Genomic DNA, 16,137 nt, shown 5'->3' with positions numbered 1-16,137 from the left:
TGTTTAATAAGAGACAACGCCCACCCGGATGCTCCGGGTGGGCGTTGGTATGTGTGGTGTCTGGTAGAGAAAACTGTGGTGAAATCAGCCGTTTTTTCCGTATACGGCTTCCACTTCGGCCTTGAAGGAAGCAAAGCGCGACTCGCGAATGGCCTGACGGGCCTGCTGGGTCAGCTTGAGGAAGTAGGCGAGGTTGTGAATGGTGTTCAGGCGCGCGGACAGCAGCTCTTTGGCGGTGTACAGGTGCCGCAGATAGGCCTTGGAGAAGGTGCGGCAGGTGTAGCAATCGCAATTGGGGTCAAGGGGGCTGTCGTCTTCTTTGAATTCGGCGCGCTTGATGTTCACTTTGCCCATGGAGGTAAACAGCGTGCCGTTTCGGGCGTTGCGGCTGGGCAGCACGCAGTCGAACATATCAATGCCGGCCTCGATGCCGTCCAGAATATCCAGCGGCGTGCCCACGCCCATGAGGTAGCGCGGCTTGTCCTGCGGAAGCAGGGGCGCGCTGTGGCGCAAAATGTCCAGCATTTCGTTTTTGGGTTCACCGACGGAAAGTCCGCCGAGGGCGAAGCCTTCAAAGGGCATCTGGGTAAGCTCTTCGATGCTGCGTTCGCGCAGGTCCTTGAAGAAGCCGCCCTGCGTGATGCCGAACATAATCTGGCCCTTGTGGCCGGGCTCGTGAAATTCGCGGCAGCGGCGGGCCCACTTGGTGGTGAGATTGAGGGCCTTTTCGGTGTACTCGCGGGTTGCGCCGTAGGCGGCGCATTCGTCGAAGCACATCATGATGTCCGAGCCAAGGTTCTGCTGGATGGAGATGGCCTTCTCGGGCGTGAAGAAATGCTTGGAGCCGTCGATGTGCGAGCGGAATTCCACGCCGTCGTCGGTGATTTTGCGCAGGCCGCTGAGGCTGAACACCTGAAAGCCGCCGGAGTCCGTGAGGATGGGGCCGTCCCAGCGGTTGAACTCATGCAGGCCGCCGCGGCGGGCCACCAGTTCGTCACCGGGGCGCAGGTACAGATGATAGGTGTTGCCGAGGATAATCTGCGCGCCGATGTCGTGCAGGTCGCGCGGGTCCACGGCTTTGACGCTGCCGACGGTGCCGACGGGCATGAAGACGGGGGTCTTTACCAGACCGTGGGCGGTCATCAGGTAGCCCTGACGCGCCTTGCCTTCGGTAGCGGCGACGCGGAAGTCGCCGGGTGCGGTAAGTTGGTCGATGATATGCTGATGAGTCATTATGACGTGACGCCTTCTTTGGGGCAGATATCGGCGAGTTCGCATTCGGCGCAGCGGGGGCTGCGGGCGTTGCAGACCGCGCGGCCGAACAGAACCAGCCTGTGGTTCACATCCCCCCATGTTTCGCGGGGGAACAGCTTCATAAGGTCTTTTTCAATGACGCTGACGTTGGTGGAGGTTGTCAGCCCCATGCGGAAGGACAAGCGCTTCACATGGGTATCCACGGCCACGCCCTCGTGAATGCCATAGGCGTTCGAGAGGACGATGTTTGCCGTTTTGCGCGCCACGCCGGGCACCTTGACCAGTTCCGCCATAGTGCGGGGCACGTCGCCGCCGTGCTGGTCCATGATGAGGCGACCGGCGGCAACGAGGTTTTTGGCCTTGTTGCGGTAAAAGCCCGTGGAGCGGACCACCTCTTCCACCTCCGCAACGTCGGCTGTGGCCATTTCAGCGGGGCCGGGCCAGCGGCCGAAGAGCACGGGCGTCACTTTGTTCACCCGGGCGTCGGTGCACTGCGCGGCGAGGACCGTGGCGACCATCAGCTCCCACGCCGTTGTCCACGTTAGGTCCGACTCCGGAGCCGGAAAGCGTTCGGAAAGTCTGTCATAAATGATGAGGGCGCGTTCTTTCGTGGTCATGGAAGCCTCTTCGGTGGTGTGATTCTCGCGCGGGGCGCGCACAGAGCGTGTAGCGGATTCGGCCGAAATTTTCCAGCGCCGTGTTGCGCGCGGCCCCGGCGCGGGTGGGGATGCGGCGCTTATGGAGTGAGGCGGGAGAGCACGCGCCGTCCGCCGCGTGGACATTACACGTTATCCAGTACGGCGTCGCTGAATTTGCCGACGCCGTACTCGCTGCGGCGGAAGAAGCGCTCCGCGGCGGGGCCGATGATTTGCATTTCCGGATTCTTGCGCTGCATGTCGAGGGCGATGCGCATCTCTTTGGTGCAGCCGGTGGAGAAGGTGGAGTCCTTGCCCGCCCAGATGGGGGGCACGCGCATGCCCATGAGCTCAAAGCTGCGCTCAATGTCGGACACGGTCTGAAAGCGCCACACGTCAAGCATGCCGCTGCGCTGCACCTTTTCCCACATGTACATGAGGTCGTCGGCGTCCATGCCTTCTTCAAAGTGCTCGGCGGGGTTGATGATGTAGGTATTTTCCAGTCGCTGGCGCAGATGGCGCACAAAGGTGTCCACAACCTTGATGGCGGTGGTCACCTGCCCAGGCAGGGAGCCGATGATGGCGCTGTAGAACATGACGCTTTTGCCCTCGGCGTGGGCGACGCGCATTTCGGCGATGATTTCGTCGGCTTTGGCCTGCAGGTCCTTCTCCGAGAAGGTGATAATGCTTTCGGGGCGGCGCTTAAGGTTGATTTTAAAGGTGCCTTCCTCGTCGCGGCCCCAGCACAGGATATCCCGCGTAAAGGTGGTGCTGGTGTCGATGAGGCGGCGGTAGTGCTGGTTGCCTGTGGCCATGATGAGGTCGGCCTCCTTCCACGCGCGGGCGAAGGTGACGGACGTGCGGTAGAGGTTCAGGTCCTCGCGCGTGCCGTCGGAGATGACCACCAGCGGGTGCATGCGCTGTTCGGCCAGCAGGGCGTTTTTGCTGATTTCGCTGTCCTGCAGGAAGTGCGCGCCCTCAAGGGCCCTGGCAAGGGAGGGGTCGTGTTCCCAATCCCAAAACGAGGCACTCTCGAAGTGGAAGCCCTCTTTGACGGCGAGGACAATGCGGTGGCCTTGCCGCATAAGGGCGCGGATGATGAGCAGGTCAAAGATGATGCCGCCTGAGGTGTTTGGCAGGTAGAGGATTTTCTTCGGGGCCTGTTTGCCGTTGCGGAACACCTGCTCCAGACATTGCATGGCCGCGGGCGAGGCGAGGTCGCTGGAGGTCATGCGTTCTAAGGCGGCCTGATAGTACACGTCGGTCCAGATGCCCGACACGGTGGACAGAATAATCAGGCGCTCCAGCTCCAGCATATCCAGCTCAAAGCGTAGGTCCCGCAGGCGGCGGCAGACCATGCGCTCCTCCGGGCAGATGTTGAGGAGGCGGTCGATTTCCGGGGATTCAATGGCTTCCAAGGCTTGCCTGTTGTAGCGCGCCTTGCGCCCGCGGTAGGGGTCCATGATGCCGGACTGCGTCATGAAGATGGTGATAAAGCGTTTCATCATGCGCGAGGGAATAATGATGGGCGAGGCCTGAATCTGCCGGAATTTGTGGCGGCACAGGTGCAGGATGCGCTTTCGAATGTAGCGGTCCGGCACGTATCCGCGCACAAGGTCCACAAGGGCGCACCACTTTGCGTTATAGCGCCGCCCCAGCTCGTCATTCATGCGCGAGCTTAACAGATGCGGGACGAGCTTGTCCGAACAGGGCAAAAACACCTGCCCCTCGTCCAGATGGACCATAAATCGAAGCTGCTCTCCGGACGCATTCTTGTGCGGATGGATGGAGTATTCAAGGTCGTTTTCAGTGAGAAAGTGCAAGAGCCATGCATCAAGGCGGGCTGACTGGCCGAAACGAAACGAATTGGTCGTTGTGTCCTGTATATCCTGCATTACACTCCCTTTTTATCTGGGTGGTTTTATGGAGCATACAAAGAAACGGGCCGGACATGAACCCTGTAGGCAGGAGAATTTTCCGTGTCGGGACGGTGACGGTGGCGCGGCGGTGCTGCCTGCGCACAACAAAAACGCCGCCACCCGGAAAGGGCGGCGGCGTGGGGAAAGCGGGAGTCGGCGCGCTGGCTACTGCATGCCGGCCATCATCTGGCCGATGCGGTCCACCTTGGCGGTGTCCGACATGTCGAACACGTCCATGAAGCGGCCTTCAAACATGACGGCAACGCGGTCCGCAAGCTGGAAGGCTTCGTTCAGGTCGCCGGTGATGAGCAGAACGCCGGACTTCATGCGCGCGTTGAGCAGGCGGTGCCAGACTTCCTCCGTGGCGGAGATATCAAGGCCCTGACTGGGCTGCTCGGCCACAATGATCTTGGGCTGGCGGAAGAATTCGCGCCCGAGGACGAGCTTTTGCAGGTTGCCGCCGGAAAGCTGCCGCGCGCGGATTTCCGGGATGGGCGGCTGCACGTGGTAGCGGCGGATGATGCTTTTGACCGCGCCAAAGGCGCGCTTTTTGTCAAGGAACAGCCCCGGCGCGAATGCCTGACGCGTGGTGAGCAGGACGTTGTCGATAAGGTCCAGCTCCGGGCAGGTGCCAAGGCCCAAACGGTCCTCGGGGATGTAGCTGATGGTGTTCTTCCACGGGGTACGGGTGTAGAAGTTTTTCCACTCCTTGCCCAGAAGGCGCACACTGCCGGATTCGGGCGCGCGTTGGCCCGTCACGGTCTGCACAAGGGCCTTCTGTCCGTTGCCCGCCACGCCCACAATGGCGACGATTTCGCCGCGTGTGAGGGTGAGGGAGATATCCTTCAGCCCATTGCCGGACAGTCCGTCAATTTCCAGCACAGCCTTGCCCTTGGGGGCGGGGGCTTTTTCAATCTCAAGGATAACCTCGCGCCCGACCATGCGGCTGGCGAGCTCCTCGGTGCTGGTGATGTCGGTCTTCTTCATGGAGTCCACAATGCGTCCGCGCCGCAGGATGGCGACATCGTCCGCAATGTCCATGATTTCTTCCATCTTGTGGCTGATGAAGACCACGGCCTTGCCCTGACGCGTCATCTCGCGCATGGCGTCGAAGAGCTGGGGCGTTTCCGTGGGGGTGAGCACTGCGGTTGGCTCGTCAAAGATGAGCACGCGGCTGTCGCGCATGAGGAGCTTTAAAATCTCCACGCGTTGGCGCTCGCCCATGGACAGGTCCGCCACCAGTGCGGCGGGGTCGATGCGCAGGTTGAACTGCTTGGCAAGCTCGCCCACGCGGCGCTGCATCTGCTTGGGGTGCAGGATGAACGAGTCCTCCTGCCCCAGCAGGACGTTTTGGGTCACGGTCATGGAGTTCACCAGCATAAAGTGCTGGTAGACCATGCCCACGCCCGCGTCGATGGCGTCCTTGGAGGAGTTGAACTCGCAGGGCGTGCCGTCTACGTGGATGGTGCCCGCGTTGGGCTTGAAGCGCCCGGAGAGCATGTTCATCAGCGTGGACTTGCCCGCGCCATTCTCGCCCAGCAGGGCAAGGATGCGTCCGGGGTGGATGTCCAGAGAGATATCCTGATTCGCCTTCACCGGCCCGAAGGATTTACAGATGCCCTCAAGCCGGACCAGCGGATGGGTGCTGGGTGTGGTTTGCGTGGTCATCGCGGTCTATCCTTCCGGCTCAATGTTAACGCCAAGGGCGGCGGGAGCGGCGGAGCTTTTGCCCTTGCCGCGCATGGCGGAGAACAGCAACACAAAGATGGTCAGGGCGTAGGGCAGCATCAAGAGCAAGGACGAGGGCAGGTTGGTGCCCGTGGCCTGCAGCCGGAGCTGAAAGGCCATAACGCCGCCGAACAGGTACGCGCCAAACACGGCGCGGCCCGGACGCCAAAAGGCGAAAATGACCAGCGCAACGGCAATCCAGCCGCGTCCTGCGCTCATACCGTTGGTCCACAGGTGGGTGTAGGCCAGGGACAGATACGCCCCGCCAAGCCCCACCAAAAATCCGCCCACCAGCACGCCGACCCAGCGCAGGCCCACCGGATTGAGACCCGCGGCCGCCGCGGCCTTGGGGTACTCGCCCGTGGCGGTCAGCGCCATGCCCGTGCGCGTTCTGTGCCAGAAGAACCAGAACAGCAGCGGAGCACAGTAGGACAGGTAGACCATGGCGTCCTGTTTAAAGAAAATATCGCCCAGCATGGGGATGGCCGACAGCACGGGCACGTCAAAGGCGTAGAAGCCCGGTGCGTTTTGGCCGATAAAGGGCGTACCGAGGTAGTTGGCAAGGCCGGTGCCAAGGATGGTCAGCGCAAGGCCCGACACCGTCTGGTTGCCAAGGAATTCAAGGCACACCAGTGCGTGGATGCCGCCCAGCGCCGCAGCCGCCGCGCCGCCGGCCATAAGGCCCAGCCACGGCGAGCCGGTGAATTTGGCGGTGAGGAATGCGGCCAGCGCGCCCACCATCATCATGCCCTCAACGCCAAGGTTCAGGACGCCGGAGCGCTCGGTGAACATTTCGCCAAGGGTGGCAAAAAGCACCGGCGTGCCGGACTGCACTGCTGCAGCCAGCAGGGGGATGATCATTTCAGGACCCATCAGGACACCTCCCGAGAGCGGACAGTGATGGCGTAGGCCAAGAAGAACTGCCCCGCGATGACCGTCACCAGAATAAGGCCTTCCATGATGTGCCCGAAGGCTGCGGGGACCTGAAGCTCCAGCATCAGGTTCTCGGTGCCAACGCGCAGGGCGGCCAAAAAGATGGACGCAAGGCCAATGGCCCACGGCTTCAGCCGGGCCAGCCACGCCACAACAATGGCGGTGTAGCCATAGCCCACCATGATGGAGGGCTGCAGGCGGCCCACAACGGCGGAGGTCTCCAGCAGGCCTGCCCAGCCCGCCAGTGCGCCGCACACGCCCATCACCATCACCACCAAAAAGCCGTAGGGCATGCGGGCATAGCGCGCGGTGCCAAGGCTCTCTCCGCTGGCCTTCAGCTCAAAGCCAAGGCGCGACCGGGTGAGGAAGATGGACATCAAAATGCCCGCGATAATGCAGATAATGACGCCCCAGTGCAGTCTGGTTCCCGGCATGGCGGCAACGATGGCCGCGCCGGGGAACTCGTCCGTCATGGGGAAGCCAAAGCTGGCGGCGGCCTTCCACGGGCCGTACACGAGATACTGCAAAATCAGGATGCCGATGTAGTTGAGCATCAAGGTGGTGATGATCTCGTTCACCTGCAGGCGCAGCTTGAGCAGGGCGGGGATGATGCCCCACACCGCGCCGGCAACGGCGGAGGACAGGAACATCAGCGGCATAAGCTGCCATCCGGGCAGCCCCGGAAAGGTGAGGGCGGCCCACGCCGCGCCCACCGCACCAAGGGCGAACTGGCCCTCGGCGCCGATGTTCCACACCTGCATGCGGAAGGTGATGGCAACGCCAAGGGAGCACAGGAAGATGGGCACCGTCTTGAGGATGGTGTCCTCAATGGCGTAGCCCGCGCCAAAGGCCCCCTGCCACAGCATAATCATGCCAGTGATCGGCGGCTTGCCCTGTGCGGCCAACAGCAGGCAACTGATCCCAAGGGAGATCACAATGGCTGCCGGGTAAATGAAAAAGGAGCCCCACCGGGGAGGCTCCTGTCTTTTTACGACATGTAGTCCGAACATTTCCGTATTCTTTTTGGCTATTCGGTGGTGCCGATGACACCCTTCACGAACCAGGTCATGCCGAGGAGCTCTTCGTCGGTGGCAACCTTGCCTGCCGGGATGCGCTCTGCACCTTTCTGGTCAGTGATGGGACCGGTAAAGACTTTAAACGCACCGTCGTGGATGTCCTTCTTGCGGGCGTCCACTTTGTCGCGCACGGACTGGGGAACCATCTTGCCGTAGGGGGCAAGACCGATGGTGCCTTTGTCCATGCCCATCCAGTAGCTGCCGCTCTTCCACTCGCCCTTGCGGACCTTGTCCACAACTTCGGTGTAGAAGTCGGTCCAGTTCCACACGGCGGCGGTCAGGTGGGCATTGGGGGCAAACTGGGACATGTCGGTGTTGTAGCCGATGGAGTACACGCCACGTTCCTGAGCGGCCTCCTGCGGAGCCGGGGAGTCCTGGTGCTGGGCGATGACGTCACAGCCAACGTCCAGCAGGCTCTTGGCGGCTTCCTTTTCGGTTGCGGGGTCGTACCAGGTCTTGGACCAGACCACGCGGACTTCGGCGTCCGGGTTCACGGCCTGCGCGCCAAGGGCGAAGGCGTTGATGCCGCGGATCACCTCAGGAATGGGGAAGGCGCCAACGTAGCCGAGGGTGTTGGACTTGGTCATGGAACCGGCGACCATGCCTGCAAGGTAGCGGGCCTGATACATGCGGCCGAAGTAGGCGCTCATGTTCTTGTTGGTCTTGTAGCCGGAGCAGTGCATGAACTCCACGTTGGGGAAGCGCTTGGCAACCTTGAGCACGGAATCCATGTAGCCGAAGCTGGTGGCGAAGATGAGGTCGTAGCCCTTGCGCGCCATGTTCAGCACAACGCGTTCGGCGTCCGGGCCTTCGGCAACGGACTCAACGTAGGACGTGGTTACGCCCGGCATTTCTTCCACGGCCTGACGGCCAAGGTCGTGAGCGTAGGAATAGCCCGCGTCACCGATGGGAGAGACGTAGACAAAGCCCACCTTCATGTCTTTGGCGTGGGCCGTGGCGCTCATGGCCGGTACGGCAACCATGGCAGCCAGCAATACGAGATACCAGAACTTGCGCATCCTTCCTCCTCCGCAGAGTTCGCTATGATTGAAAACGTAGCCCGGCCCGGCGATTCAGGCAAGGCGTCACACGCGTATCCTCGGGTCTTCGGCTGGAATGAAAAACGCTCTAGTCGTCGCTGTTGACGATGTTGATGAGCGGTTCGGTAAACTGTGTGGAAGCGTCCCACGGGAACAGGACCCAGGTGTCCTGGCTGACTTCGGTGATGAAGGTGTCCACGCAGGGGCGGCCCTTGGGCTTGGCGTACACCGTGGCGAAGTGGGCCTTGGGCAGCATTTCGCGGATAACCTGCGCGGTGCCGCCGGTGTCGACGAGGTCGTCGACGATGAGCCAACCGTCGCCGTCGCCGTCTACGCCTTTAAGGATGTTGGCTTTGCCTTGCTCCTTCCAGTCGTAGGACGAAATGCACACGGTGTCGATGTGATGGATGTCGAGCTCTCTGGCAATAATGGCAGCCGGAACAAGGCCGCCGCGAGTGACTGCGATAATGCCCTTGAACGGGCCGTTCTCGATCAGCCTCCAGGCCAGTGCTTTACCGTCGCGGTGCAGCTGCTCCCAGGAGACCGGGTACATCTTTTTATACCTGTCACTTTTCTTCATCGGATCCTTCCTGAATCGCGATTTGTAAAAAACCGCACTTTTATAAATTTTTCCGTGGAACGCAACCTTTTCATGAATGCTTTGGCGCGGGGGCGAATGTGGCCCATGTACTGCTTTGCGCGCTGTTGCGCCATGCGGAGCGGGGCGTGAAACCGTGTGCGCTATACTGTGCATAGTGGTGCGTCACAGACCTCAGGCGTCCCGCGCTGCCTTTTGTGGTGCTTGTGGAGCGTCACGGTAACGAATGAGAAAAAGGGTCTGTAAGTGAGCTGGCATGAGAAATCAAGCTTTTTGTGTTTTTTACATTAATGTAGATTTCTGCGTGAGCTGACGGCGATACGTGTGTATTGTCCTTATGGAAAATGTTTCGTACAAGGTCGCAGGTTCGCACGGTGCGCCGTGTGGGCCGGTCCGGCTGGGTCGCCATGGCGACCGGGGTGCGGGCCGCAGGACGACACCACCGAGATGCAGGAGACACATGTCCGGGAAGAACGAGTCACGAGCCGCGGGAATTTTGCAGCGCGAGCGTGAAGGCTTTGGCACCCTACAGCCACGGCCGGAGGAGCACACGCGCATTCTGGATGCCTACTTTGCCATGCGCCTTGAGGAACTCCTCTCCGGCGCGGAGGCCGCCGACGATGGCGCGCCCTTTGCGCTGGCGGCGGTTGGCGGGTATGGCCGCGGCGACGTGTGCCTGCGTTCCAACGTCGGCGTGGTGCTCTTGTATGAAAAGACCGCGCCGCCCGAGGCCTTCGACCTTGCCCAGCCGCTGTTCTATCCACTGTGGGACATGGGGTATGAGCTGGACCACGCCTTTCGCAGCATCAAGGAAATCCTCAGCGAGTCGCGCAAGGACTTTCAGACGTTCACCGCGCTGCTGGATGCCCGCTACATTGGCGGCTCGCGCGCGGTGTTTGATTCCTTTGCGGAGCAATTTTCCCGCAAGGTCGTCGCCAAGAAGAAAAAGGCCTTCCTCTCCTTCCTGAATAAAAATAACGCCGCGCGCCTGCGGAAGTTTGGTGACGCGTCGGCCCTGCTGGAGCCGGACGTCAAGGAGGGCCTTGGCGGTCTGCGCGATTACCATCAGGTGCTGTGGCTAGGAAAAGTCTTCTACGGCGCGGACGGCGTGGAAGAACTGCGCGCCGATGGCCGCCTTGCGCAGGCGGAGGTGGACGTTTTGCTCCGCCACGCGAGTTTTTTGCATGATGTCCGCAACGCCCTGCACGCCAGATGCGACGCGCGGCAGGACCGCCTGACGCGTGAATTGCAGCCGCAGGTGGCCGAGGAACTGGGCGTGTTGCCCACGGACAGCGCCACGGCGGTGGAGCGGTTTTTGGGCCGTCTGCACCGCGAGATGGCGGCGCTCAAGTCCCTACGGGCATCCTTTACGGCCTCGCTGCCGGACGAGATGGGGCGCAAGCGGCGCGTGGTGCGCATTGCCCCCGGCTTTGTCGCCATTGGTGGAGAGCTTCACTTTGACGCCACCGACGCCCACCTTGATGCCGAGGACGTGGTGCAGGCCTTCCGTCTGTCCGCCGAGCGCGCGCTTCCACTGTCGTGGCAGGCGCGCAACCTTGTGGCCGCCCACCTTGCGCAGGTGCGCAGCGATTTGCAGGCTTCCCCCGAGGCCGTGGGCGCGTTTGAGGACATCTTGACCTCGGGCCGCGCGGCGCAGGTGGTGGAGCAGATGCTGGAGACGGGCTTTCTGGCCGCGTTTATCCCGGAATTTTCCACGTCGCAGGACTATGTGCAGTTCGACGCGTATCATATCCATCCTGTGGGCCAGCACACGGTGCGTATGCTGGCCGCGCTGGAGCGCTCCGTGTCTTCCGCGCCGGAGCCGTTTGTGGTGCTGGGTCGGCGTTTTGCCGGGGATATCGTGCTTATGCTGGCCGCTGTGTTCCATGACATTGGCAAGGGGCAAGGCTCCGGACACGCGGCGCGCGGCGCGGTGGTGGCGGAGCAGGTGCTGACCCGTTGGGGCATGGATGCCGACCGCATCCGGCAGGTGAGCGCCCTTGTGCGCGACCACCTTATCCTGCGGCATACGGCCACCCGCCGCGACATCGGCGACGAGTCCGAAGTGGCGGGATGCGCCGCTGTGGTGGGGACGCCGGAACGGCTGGATATGCTGCACCTGTTCACGTGGGCGGACTCCGTAGCCACGGGGCCGGGAGCGTGGACGCGCTGGACCTCGCGCCTTGTGGGCAACCTTGCCGACCGTGTGCGGCGCATGATGGAGCAGGGCGGCCCGGACGGGGCGCAGGCTGTGCGCCGGGTGCTGCGCATCCGCGACGCCGTGCGCGCCGGACTGGAGGAGGACAGCGGCGACGCCACGGTGGACGCCGTGCTGGACGCCATGCCCGCGCGCTACGCCATGGCTGTGGATGTGCCGGATATTTTGCATCATGTGGATATGCTTCGCCGCTTGCGGGGCAGTGTGGACGAGGACAAGTGCATCAAGCCCGGCGGCAAGGGCGGGGATGGCATCTTTATCCGCGAGTCCCGCTATGTGCCCGACGGTGAGGCGTGGGAAGTGTCCGTGGCGGCCATGTCGTCGCCGGGGCTGTTTGCCTGCGTGACGGGCGTCTTGTCCCTGCTGGAACTGAATATTTTGTCGGCGGAGTCCTACCAGTGGCGCAACGGCATGACCGTGGACGTGTTTATGGTCAATGGACTGCCTGCGGCAGAGGCCGATGAATTGTGGCGGCGGCTGGACTTTTCCCTGCGCGCGGCGCTTACCGGACGCCTTGGGCTGGAGGCCCACCTTGCCGAAAAGCGGCAGGCCGCGCAGTCCGCAAGCCCGGCGCGGCACCAGACGCAGGTGTCCATCGGCAGCGATGCGTCGGACTTCCACACCGTTATTGAAGTCGTCACCACGGACCGTCTTGGCCTGTTGTATGACATCGCCTGTACCCTGCGCGACGCCCGCCTTGATGTGGTGTTTGCCAAGGTGCTGACGCAGGGCGACAAGGCTTCGGACGCCTTCTACGTGCGCGATGGCGGCAAGAAAGTGACCTCGCCCCAGCGTCTGCGCGAGGTGGAGCGCGCCCTGCACGAGCGCCTGGACCAGCGCGAGGGAGCGTAACAGACTCCGCTAAGGTGGACCCCGCTACGCGCCTTTGAAGGTTGCCTGTTGTATGTGGCCAGCAGTGGTGCGGTGGGGGCTGCGGTGCGGCCGGGAGCGGGGCGGGCGTGGCGGAGGTGCGGCGTGGGAGCAGGACGAAGGGCGCAGATGCGCCGCGCGTTGGCCAGTGCCCTGCGGGGCGGTGTGTGCGGGCTGAGCGTTTCGTGGTGACGTCGCGCGATCGTCACCGGGCCACAATACGGCTGTCAGACATGGTGGATAGGGTGCCCCAAAATCTCATGGAGGTACCGTATGACTGCCAAGGACCGATTCACTATCCGTGTTTTTCTGCAGCAACTGCTTCGCGACCTCGAACGGGAGAACGTTGACGTTCGGACCGCAAGCTGCCCTGATGACAATGAGTATGCGTCCCTTCTGTCCCATGTTCACACCAACCTCTCCCTTGGTCGCATCCGCGATGCGCGCCTTCGTGAGATCCGCGCCGCCCTGCACCGCATGAGCGATCCGGAATTTGGCCTGTGCGAGGAATGCGGCGAGCCCATCGGCCTTGCGCGCATGAAGGCCTATCCCGCCGCCACCCTGTGCGTGCACTGCCAAAGCGCCACCGAGGCCCGCACGGCCCGCCGGGCGCCCCGCGCCGCCTTTATGGCCGCACCGGCCTAGTCTGCGCGTTTTCTCCTCATCGGCATATGACAGCGCCCTTGCCCGCTCCGGGCCGGGGCGTTGTGTTTTGGCGCAGCCCCTTGCAGGGAGCGGGGGAACCGGGCATCCTGCGGACATCACGCAATCAACATTCATGGAGTCAACCATGTCCGCATCTTGTGCTTCTGCTCTTCCGGGATTTGGCGGCCCCCGGCGTTCGCCTGTGTCTGCGCGTCATGCCATGGCTGCGGCCAGCCAGCCCGTCGCTGTTGAGGCCGGTCTTGCCACCTTGCGCGCGGGCGGGACTGCCGCTGACGCCGCTGTGGCTATGGCCGCCGTGCTCGCGGTGGTGGAGCCGTGTTCCACGGGCCTTGGCGGCGACGCCTTTGCCCTGTACTTCGACGCCTCGCGCGGTGAGGTCACGGCCCTGAACGGGTCGGGCCGGTCGCCGTGCGCCCTTGATTTTGCCTGCCTTGCGGACCGCACCGGCGGCGAGCTTCCTCCGCGCCATCCATTGAGCGTCACCGTGCCCGGTGCGTGCGATGCGTGGTGCCGCCTTGTGGAGCGCCACGGCGTTTTGCCCCTTACGGAAACCCTCGGCCCGGCGCGGGAGTTGGCGGCGGACGGCTTCCCCATTGGACCGGTGACGGCGAACCTGTGGGACGAAGGGGCCGACGCGTTGCGCGTTGCCGGCGGCGAGGCCCTGCTGCGCGGCGGCAAGGCCCCGCGCTTTGGCGAGTTGATGACCAATCCGGGCATGGCGCGGGTGCTGGATATCCTCATGAACGCGGGGGACGTGCAGTCCGCGCGCGAGGCGTTCTACACCGGCGAGATAGCGCAGGATATCGTGACCGCCGTGCAGGAGCGCGGCGGCGTGCTGGATGCCGCCGACCTTGCGGCGCACCATGGCGACTGGACGCGGCCCATCAGCACCACCTACCGCGGCAAGCAGGTGGTGGAGTGCGCGCCCAACGGACAGGGCATCACGGCGCTGATGGCGCTGAACATTTTGGCCGAGCTGTCGCCGTATACGCTGGGCGCGCCCGGTTCCACGCGGCGCACCCACGCCATGGTGGAGGCCCTGCGCCTCGCCTTTGCGGATTCGCGCCGGTATGTGGCGGACCCGGATGCGGCCGAGGTGCCTGTGCGCGGCCTGCTCCGTCCGGAATACGCCCGCGAGCGCGCCAAGCTGGTCACACATACCCGCGCGGCGGACATCACCCACGGCACGCCGCCTGCCTCGTCGGATACGGTCTATTTTTGCGTGGTGGACGAGCGCGGCAACGCCTGCTCCATGGTCAACAGTTGCTACATGACCTTTGGTACGGGCATTGTCCCGCGCGATACGGGCTTTGTGATGCAGAACAGGGGTCACAACTTCTCGCTGGACCCACAGCACCCCAACGCCCTTGCGCCGGGCAAGCGTACCTACCACACCATTATTCCCGGCATGCTCCTGAACGCGGACGGCTCGCTGTACGGACCGTTTGGCGTGATGGGCGGGTTTATGCAGCCGCAGGGGCATGTGCAGGTGGTGAGCGCGCTCCTTGATGACGAGGTGGACCCGCAGGCCGCGCTGGACCGCGCACGGTTCTGCCTTGAGGACGGAACGGCCGGCGCGGCGCTGGCCGTGGAGGAGACAACGTCCCCCGAGGTGCTGGCCGGACTGGCCGACCTTGGGCATCCGGTGAAGACGGTGTCCGGCTACGACCGGGGGCTGTTCGGACGCGGGCAGATTATCCTGCGCGATGCAGCAACGGGCTGGCTCACTGCGGGCAGTGACTGCCGCGCCGACGGCTGCGCCTTCGGCTACTAGGGCCGGGCGCTTGCGCTTTGACATATGAGGACGGGGACGCCGCGTGGCGTTCCCGTTTTTTTATGGCGGGGCTACACGTCGGGGATGGCGGTGTCCGCGACGGTCTGGGCAAAGGCCATGGAGCTGGTGAACGCCGGGGAGATGGCGTTGAGGATGTGGGTGGTGTTTCCTTCGGTCTCCACTAGAAAGTCCGTGACCAATTCCCCGGTTGGGATGTGCACCAGTTGGGGACGGATGCCTATCTTGGGGCTGGGTTGGATGTCCCGTGGCCTCAGTCCCCGCACAAGGCGGCGCGCCTCGCGGAAGAAGTGGGAGAAGGCGTACTTTTTCGTTTCCTCCACGGCCACGGTGCGGAAGGCGTCGTTGGTGCAGAAGAGTATTGCGTCGCGGTAGAGGATGCGCAGGGTTTCGGGACCGGTCCCTGCTATGCCGGAGTAGTTTTCGCGGCCAAAGGCCGGGGCGGCTGTGGGGCCAACGTACACCGCGCCAGAGACCCCGCGGGTAAAGTGGACGCCAAGGAAGGGATTGCGCGGGTCGGGCACGGGATAGATGCTGCCGCGCACCTGCACGGCGGCGTCCGGGGCAAGGCGTTTGTACGCGCCTTTGAAGGGGATAAGCTGGTACTGCTTGCCGACGCCGAAGGCGTGGGCGAGGGTGTCCGCGTGCGAGCCAAGGGTGTTGACGAGGCGGCCAAAGCCCACAGGGCCGTCCGTGGTGGCGACGGTACCCGGCTGCCCCGCCCCGGTGACGCGGACGCCGTACAGAATGCGGACCTTGCCGGAAGAGGTCAGCTCGTCCGTCAGCCGCTTGAGGATGGCTCTCGGGTCCACCACGGCGGTGCAGGGAGAGTGGATGGCGCGGTCCACGGTGCGGGCATGGGGTTCAATGCGGGCAAGCTCGGCTTCGTCAATCAGGCGGACCGTGGCGCCGTTGGCTGTGGCGCGCTTATACAGGTTGTCCAGCGCGGGAAGCTGTTCCGGATTGACGGCGACGATGACCTTGCCGTTGTCCTTGAGGGGGAGGCCGTTTTCAAGGCAATACTCGCGCATGAGCGCGCCGCCGCGTCTGCATGTGGCCGCGCGGGCGGAGCCGGGGGCGTAATAGATGCCCGCGTGCAGCACGCCACTGTTGCGGCCCGAGGCATGCGCGCCGGAGGCGCGTTCCTTTTCCAGAATCAAAATGTCCGTATCGCCGCGCCGGAGCAGTTCACGCGCCAGTGTCAGACCGAGTATTCCCGCGCCGCAGATGACAGTATGGGCATGTATCATGGGGCCGCGTCCTTGTTGAAGGCGAGGGGGTGGAATATGTAAGACGTTGTACGGGGTTTGGCGTGTCTGTACAAGGGGGGCGTAAGTGGGATTTTCTTTCCACTCCCCTTGCCATGGCTGGCCGGGACAGGTATGAATTGGAACTTTGAGAACGCAAG

The 16,137-nt window shown here is 63.3% G+C and carries 12 protein-coding genes; 3 read left to right on the top strand and 9 right to left on the bottom strand.

What is annotated here, in order from left to right; genetic code table 11:
• Positions 1 to 84 precede the first annotated feature (84 nt).
• The 8 genes from tgt to gpt all read right to left on the bottom strand — a co-directional run bounded on the left by tgt (position 85) and on the right by gpt (position 9,165).
• The gene (tgt, locus tag ACI3L3_RS01230) at positions 85 to 1,233 is read right to left on the bottom strand and encodes a tRNA guanosine(34) transglycosylase Tgt (RefSeq protein WP_404843266.1); all 1,149 of its coding nucleotides are present in this window, start codon (positions 1,231 to 1,233) and stop codon (positions 85 to 87) included.
• Positions 1,233 to 1,871, bottom strand: a complete 639-nt coding sequence (nth, locus tag ACI3L3_RS01225) for an endonuclease III (RefSeq protein WP_404843265.1) — start codon at positions 1,869 to 1,871, stop codon at positions 1,233 to 1,235. The genes tgt and nth overlap by 1 nt, the downstream gene beginning before the upstream one ends.
• Before the next feature lie 164 nt (positions 1,872 to 2,035).
• Positions 2,036 to 3,784, bottom strand: a complete 1,749-nt coding sequence (locus tag ACI3L3_RS01220) for an ARMT1-like domain-containing protein (RefSeq protein WP_404843264.1) — start codon at positions 3,782 to 3,784, stop codon at positions 2,036 to 2,038.
• 189 nt (positions 3,785 to 3,973) lie between these two features.
• A complete protein-coding gene (locus tag ACI3L3_RS01215) occupies positions 3,974 to 5,476 on the bottom strand; it encodes an ABC transporter ATP-binding protein (RefSeq protein ID WP_404843263.1) in 1,503 nt (500 codons plus the stop codon).
• A 6-nt stretch (positions 5,477 to 5,482) separates the two neighbouring features.
• On the bottom strand, positions 5,483 to 6,409 hold the full coding sequence (locus ACI3L3_RS01210; protein WP_404843262.1) for an ABC transporter permease: 927 nt from the start codon (positions 6,407 to 6,409) through the stop codon (positions 5,483 to 5,485).
• Entirely contained in the window at positions 6,409 to 7,479 is a 1,071-nt protein-coding gene (locus tag ACI3L3_RS01205; RefSeq protein ID WP_404843261.1) for an ABC transporter permease, read from the bottom strand. Before ACI3L3_RS01205 ends, ACI3L3_RS01210 begins: the two co-directional genes overlap by 1 nt.
• Before the next feature lie 17 nt (positions 7,480 to 7,496).
• A complete protein-coding gene (locus tag ACI3L3_RS01200; protein ID WP_404843260.1) occupies positions 7,497 to 8,564 on the bottom strand; it encodes a BMP family ABC transporter substrate-binding protein in 1,068 nt (355 codons plus the stop codon).
• A 109-nt stretch (positions 8,565 to 8,673) separates the two neighbouring features.
• Positions 8,674 to 9,165, bottom strand: coding sequence for a xanthine phosphoribosyltransferase (gene gpt / locus ACI3L3_RS01195; protein WP_404843259.1), 492 nt, complete (start codon positions 9,163 to 9,165; stop codon positions 8,674 to 8,676).
• Between the two features lie 478 nt (positions 9,166 to 9,643).
• On the opposite strand from gpt, the gene glnD reads away from it, so the two are divergent.
• The 3 genes from glnD to ACI3L3_RS01180 all read left to right on the top strand — a co-directional run bounded on the left by glnD (position 9,644) and on the right by ACI3L3_RS01180 (position 14,711).
• Complete coding sequence (gene glnD / locus ACI3L3_RS01190) at positions 9,644 to 12,253, top strand: [protein-PII] uridylyltransferase (protein WP_404843258.1); 2,610 nt, start codon at positions 9,644 to 9,646, stop codon at positions 12,251 to 12,253.
• 291 nt (positions 12,254 to 12,544) lie between these two features.
• Positions 12,545 to 12,916 (top strand): TraR/DksA family transcriptional regulator, encoded by a 372-nt coding sequence (locus ACI3L3_RS01185; RefSeq protein WP_404843257.1) that lies wholly within the window; start codon positions 12,545 to 12,547, stop codon positions 12,914 to 12,916.
• A gap of 202 nt (positions 12,917 to 13,118) precedes the next feature.
• The gene (locus ACI3L3_RS01180) at positions 13,119 to 14,711 is read left to right on the top strand and encodes a gamma-glutamyltransferase family protein (protein ID WP_404843256.1); all 1,593 of its coding nucleotides are present in this window, start codon (positions 13,119 to 13,121) and stop codon (positions 14,709 to 14,711) included.
• A gap of 71 nt (positions 14,712 to 14,782) precedes the next feature.
• On the opposite strand, the gene lhgO is transcribed toward ACI3L3_RS01180, so the two are convergent.
• Positions 14,783 to 15,979 carry an L-2-hydroxyglutarate oxidase gene (lhgO, locus tag ACI3L3_RS01175; protein WP_404843255.1) on the bottom strand — a complete coding sequence of 399 codons (1,197 nt, stop codon included), beginning with the start codon at positions 15,977 to 15,979 and terminating at the stop codon, positions 14,783 to 14,785.
• Between the last annotated feature and the right edge of the window lie 158 nt (positions 15,980 to 16,137).

Origin of the sequence: Desulfobaculum sp. SPO524, from assembly GCF_044987625.1 — a bacterium.
GTDB lineage: Bacteria > Desulfobacterota > Desulfovibrionia > Desulfovibrionales > Desulfovibrionaceae > Desulfobaculum.
The sequence above is the reverse complement of the archived record's forward strand: the minus strand, read 5'-3'. Positions and strand labels throughout refer to the sequence as shown.

What these genes read in the sequence shown, in the direction of transcription:
- tgt (WP_404843266.1), bottom strand. Translation starts at nt 1,233, where the DNA reads ATGACTCATCAGCATATCATCGACCAACTTACCGCACCCGGCGACTTC.
- lhgO (WP_404843255.1), bottom strand. Translation starts at nt 15,979, where the DNA reads ATGATACATGCCCATACTGTCATCTGCGGCGCGGGAATACTCGGTCTG.
- gpt (WP_404843259.1), bottom strand. Translation starts at nt 9,165, where the DNA reads ATGAAGAAAAGTGACAGGTATAAAAAGATGTACCCGGTCTCCTGGGAG.
- ACI3L3_RS01185 (WP_404843257.1), top strand. Translation starts at nt 12,545, where the DNA reads ATGACTGCCAAGGACCGATTCACTATCCGTGTTTTTCTGCAGCAACTG.
- ACI3L3_RS01210 (WP_404843262.1), bottom strand. Translation starts at nt 6,409, where the DNA reads ATGGGTCCTGAAATGATCATCCCCCTGCTGGCTGCAGCAGTGCAGTCC.
- nth (WP_404843265.1), bottom strand. Translation starts at nt 1,871, where the DNA reads ATGACCACGAAAGAACGCGCCCTCATCATTTATGACAGACTTTCCGAA.
- glnD (WP_404843258.1), top strand. Translation starts at nt 9,644, where the DNA reads ATGTCCGGGAAGAACGAGTCACGAGCCGCGGGAATTTTGCAGCGCGAG.
- ACI3L3_RS01205 (WP_404843261.1), bottom strand. Translation starts at nt 7,479, where the DNA reads ATGTTCGGACTACATGTCGTAAAAAGACAGGAGCCTCCCCGGTGGGGC.
- ACI3L3_RS01220 (WP_404843264.1), bottom strand. Translation starts at nt 3,784, where the DNA reads ATGCAGGATATACAGGACACAACGACCAATTCGTTTCGTTTCGGCCAG.
- ACI3L3_RS01200 (WP_404843260.1), bottom strand. Translation starts at nt 8,564, where the DNA reads ATGCGCAAGTTCTGGTATCTCGTATTGCTGGCTGCCATGGTTGCCGTA.
- ACI3L3_RS01215 (WP_404843263.1), bottom strand. Translation starts at nt 5,476, where the DNA reads ATGACCACGCAAACCACACCCAGCACCCATCCGCTGGTCCGGCTTGAG.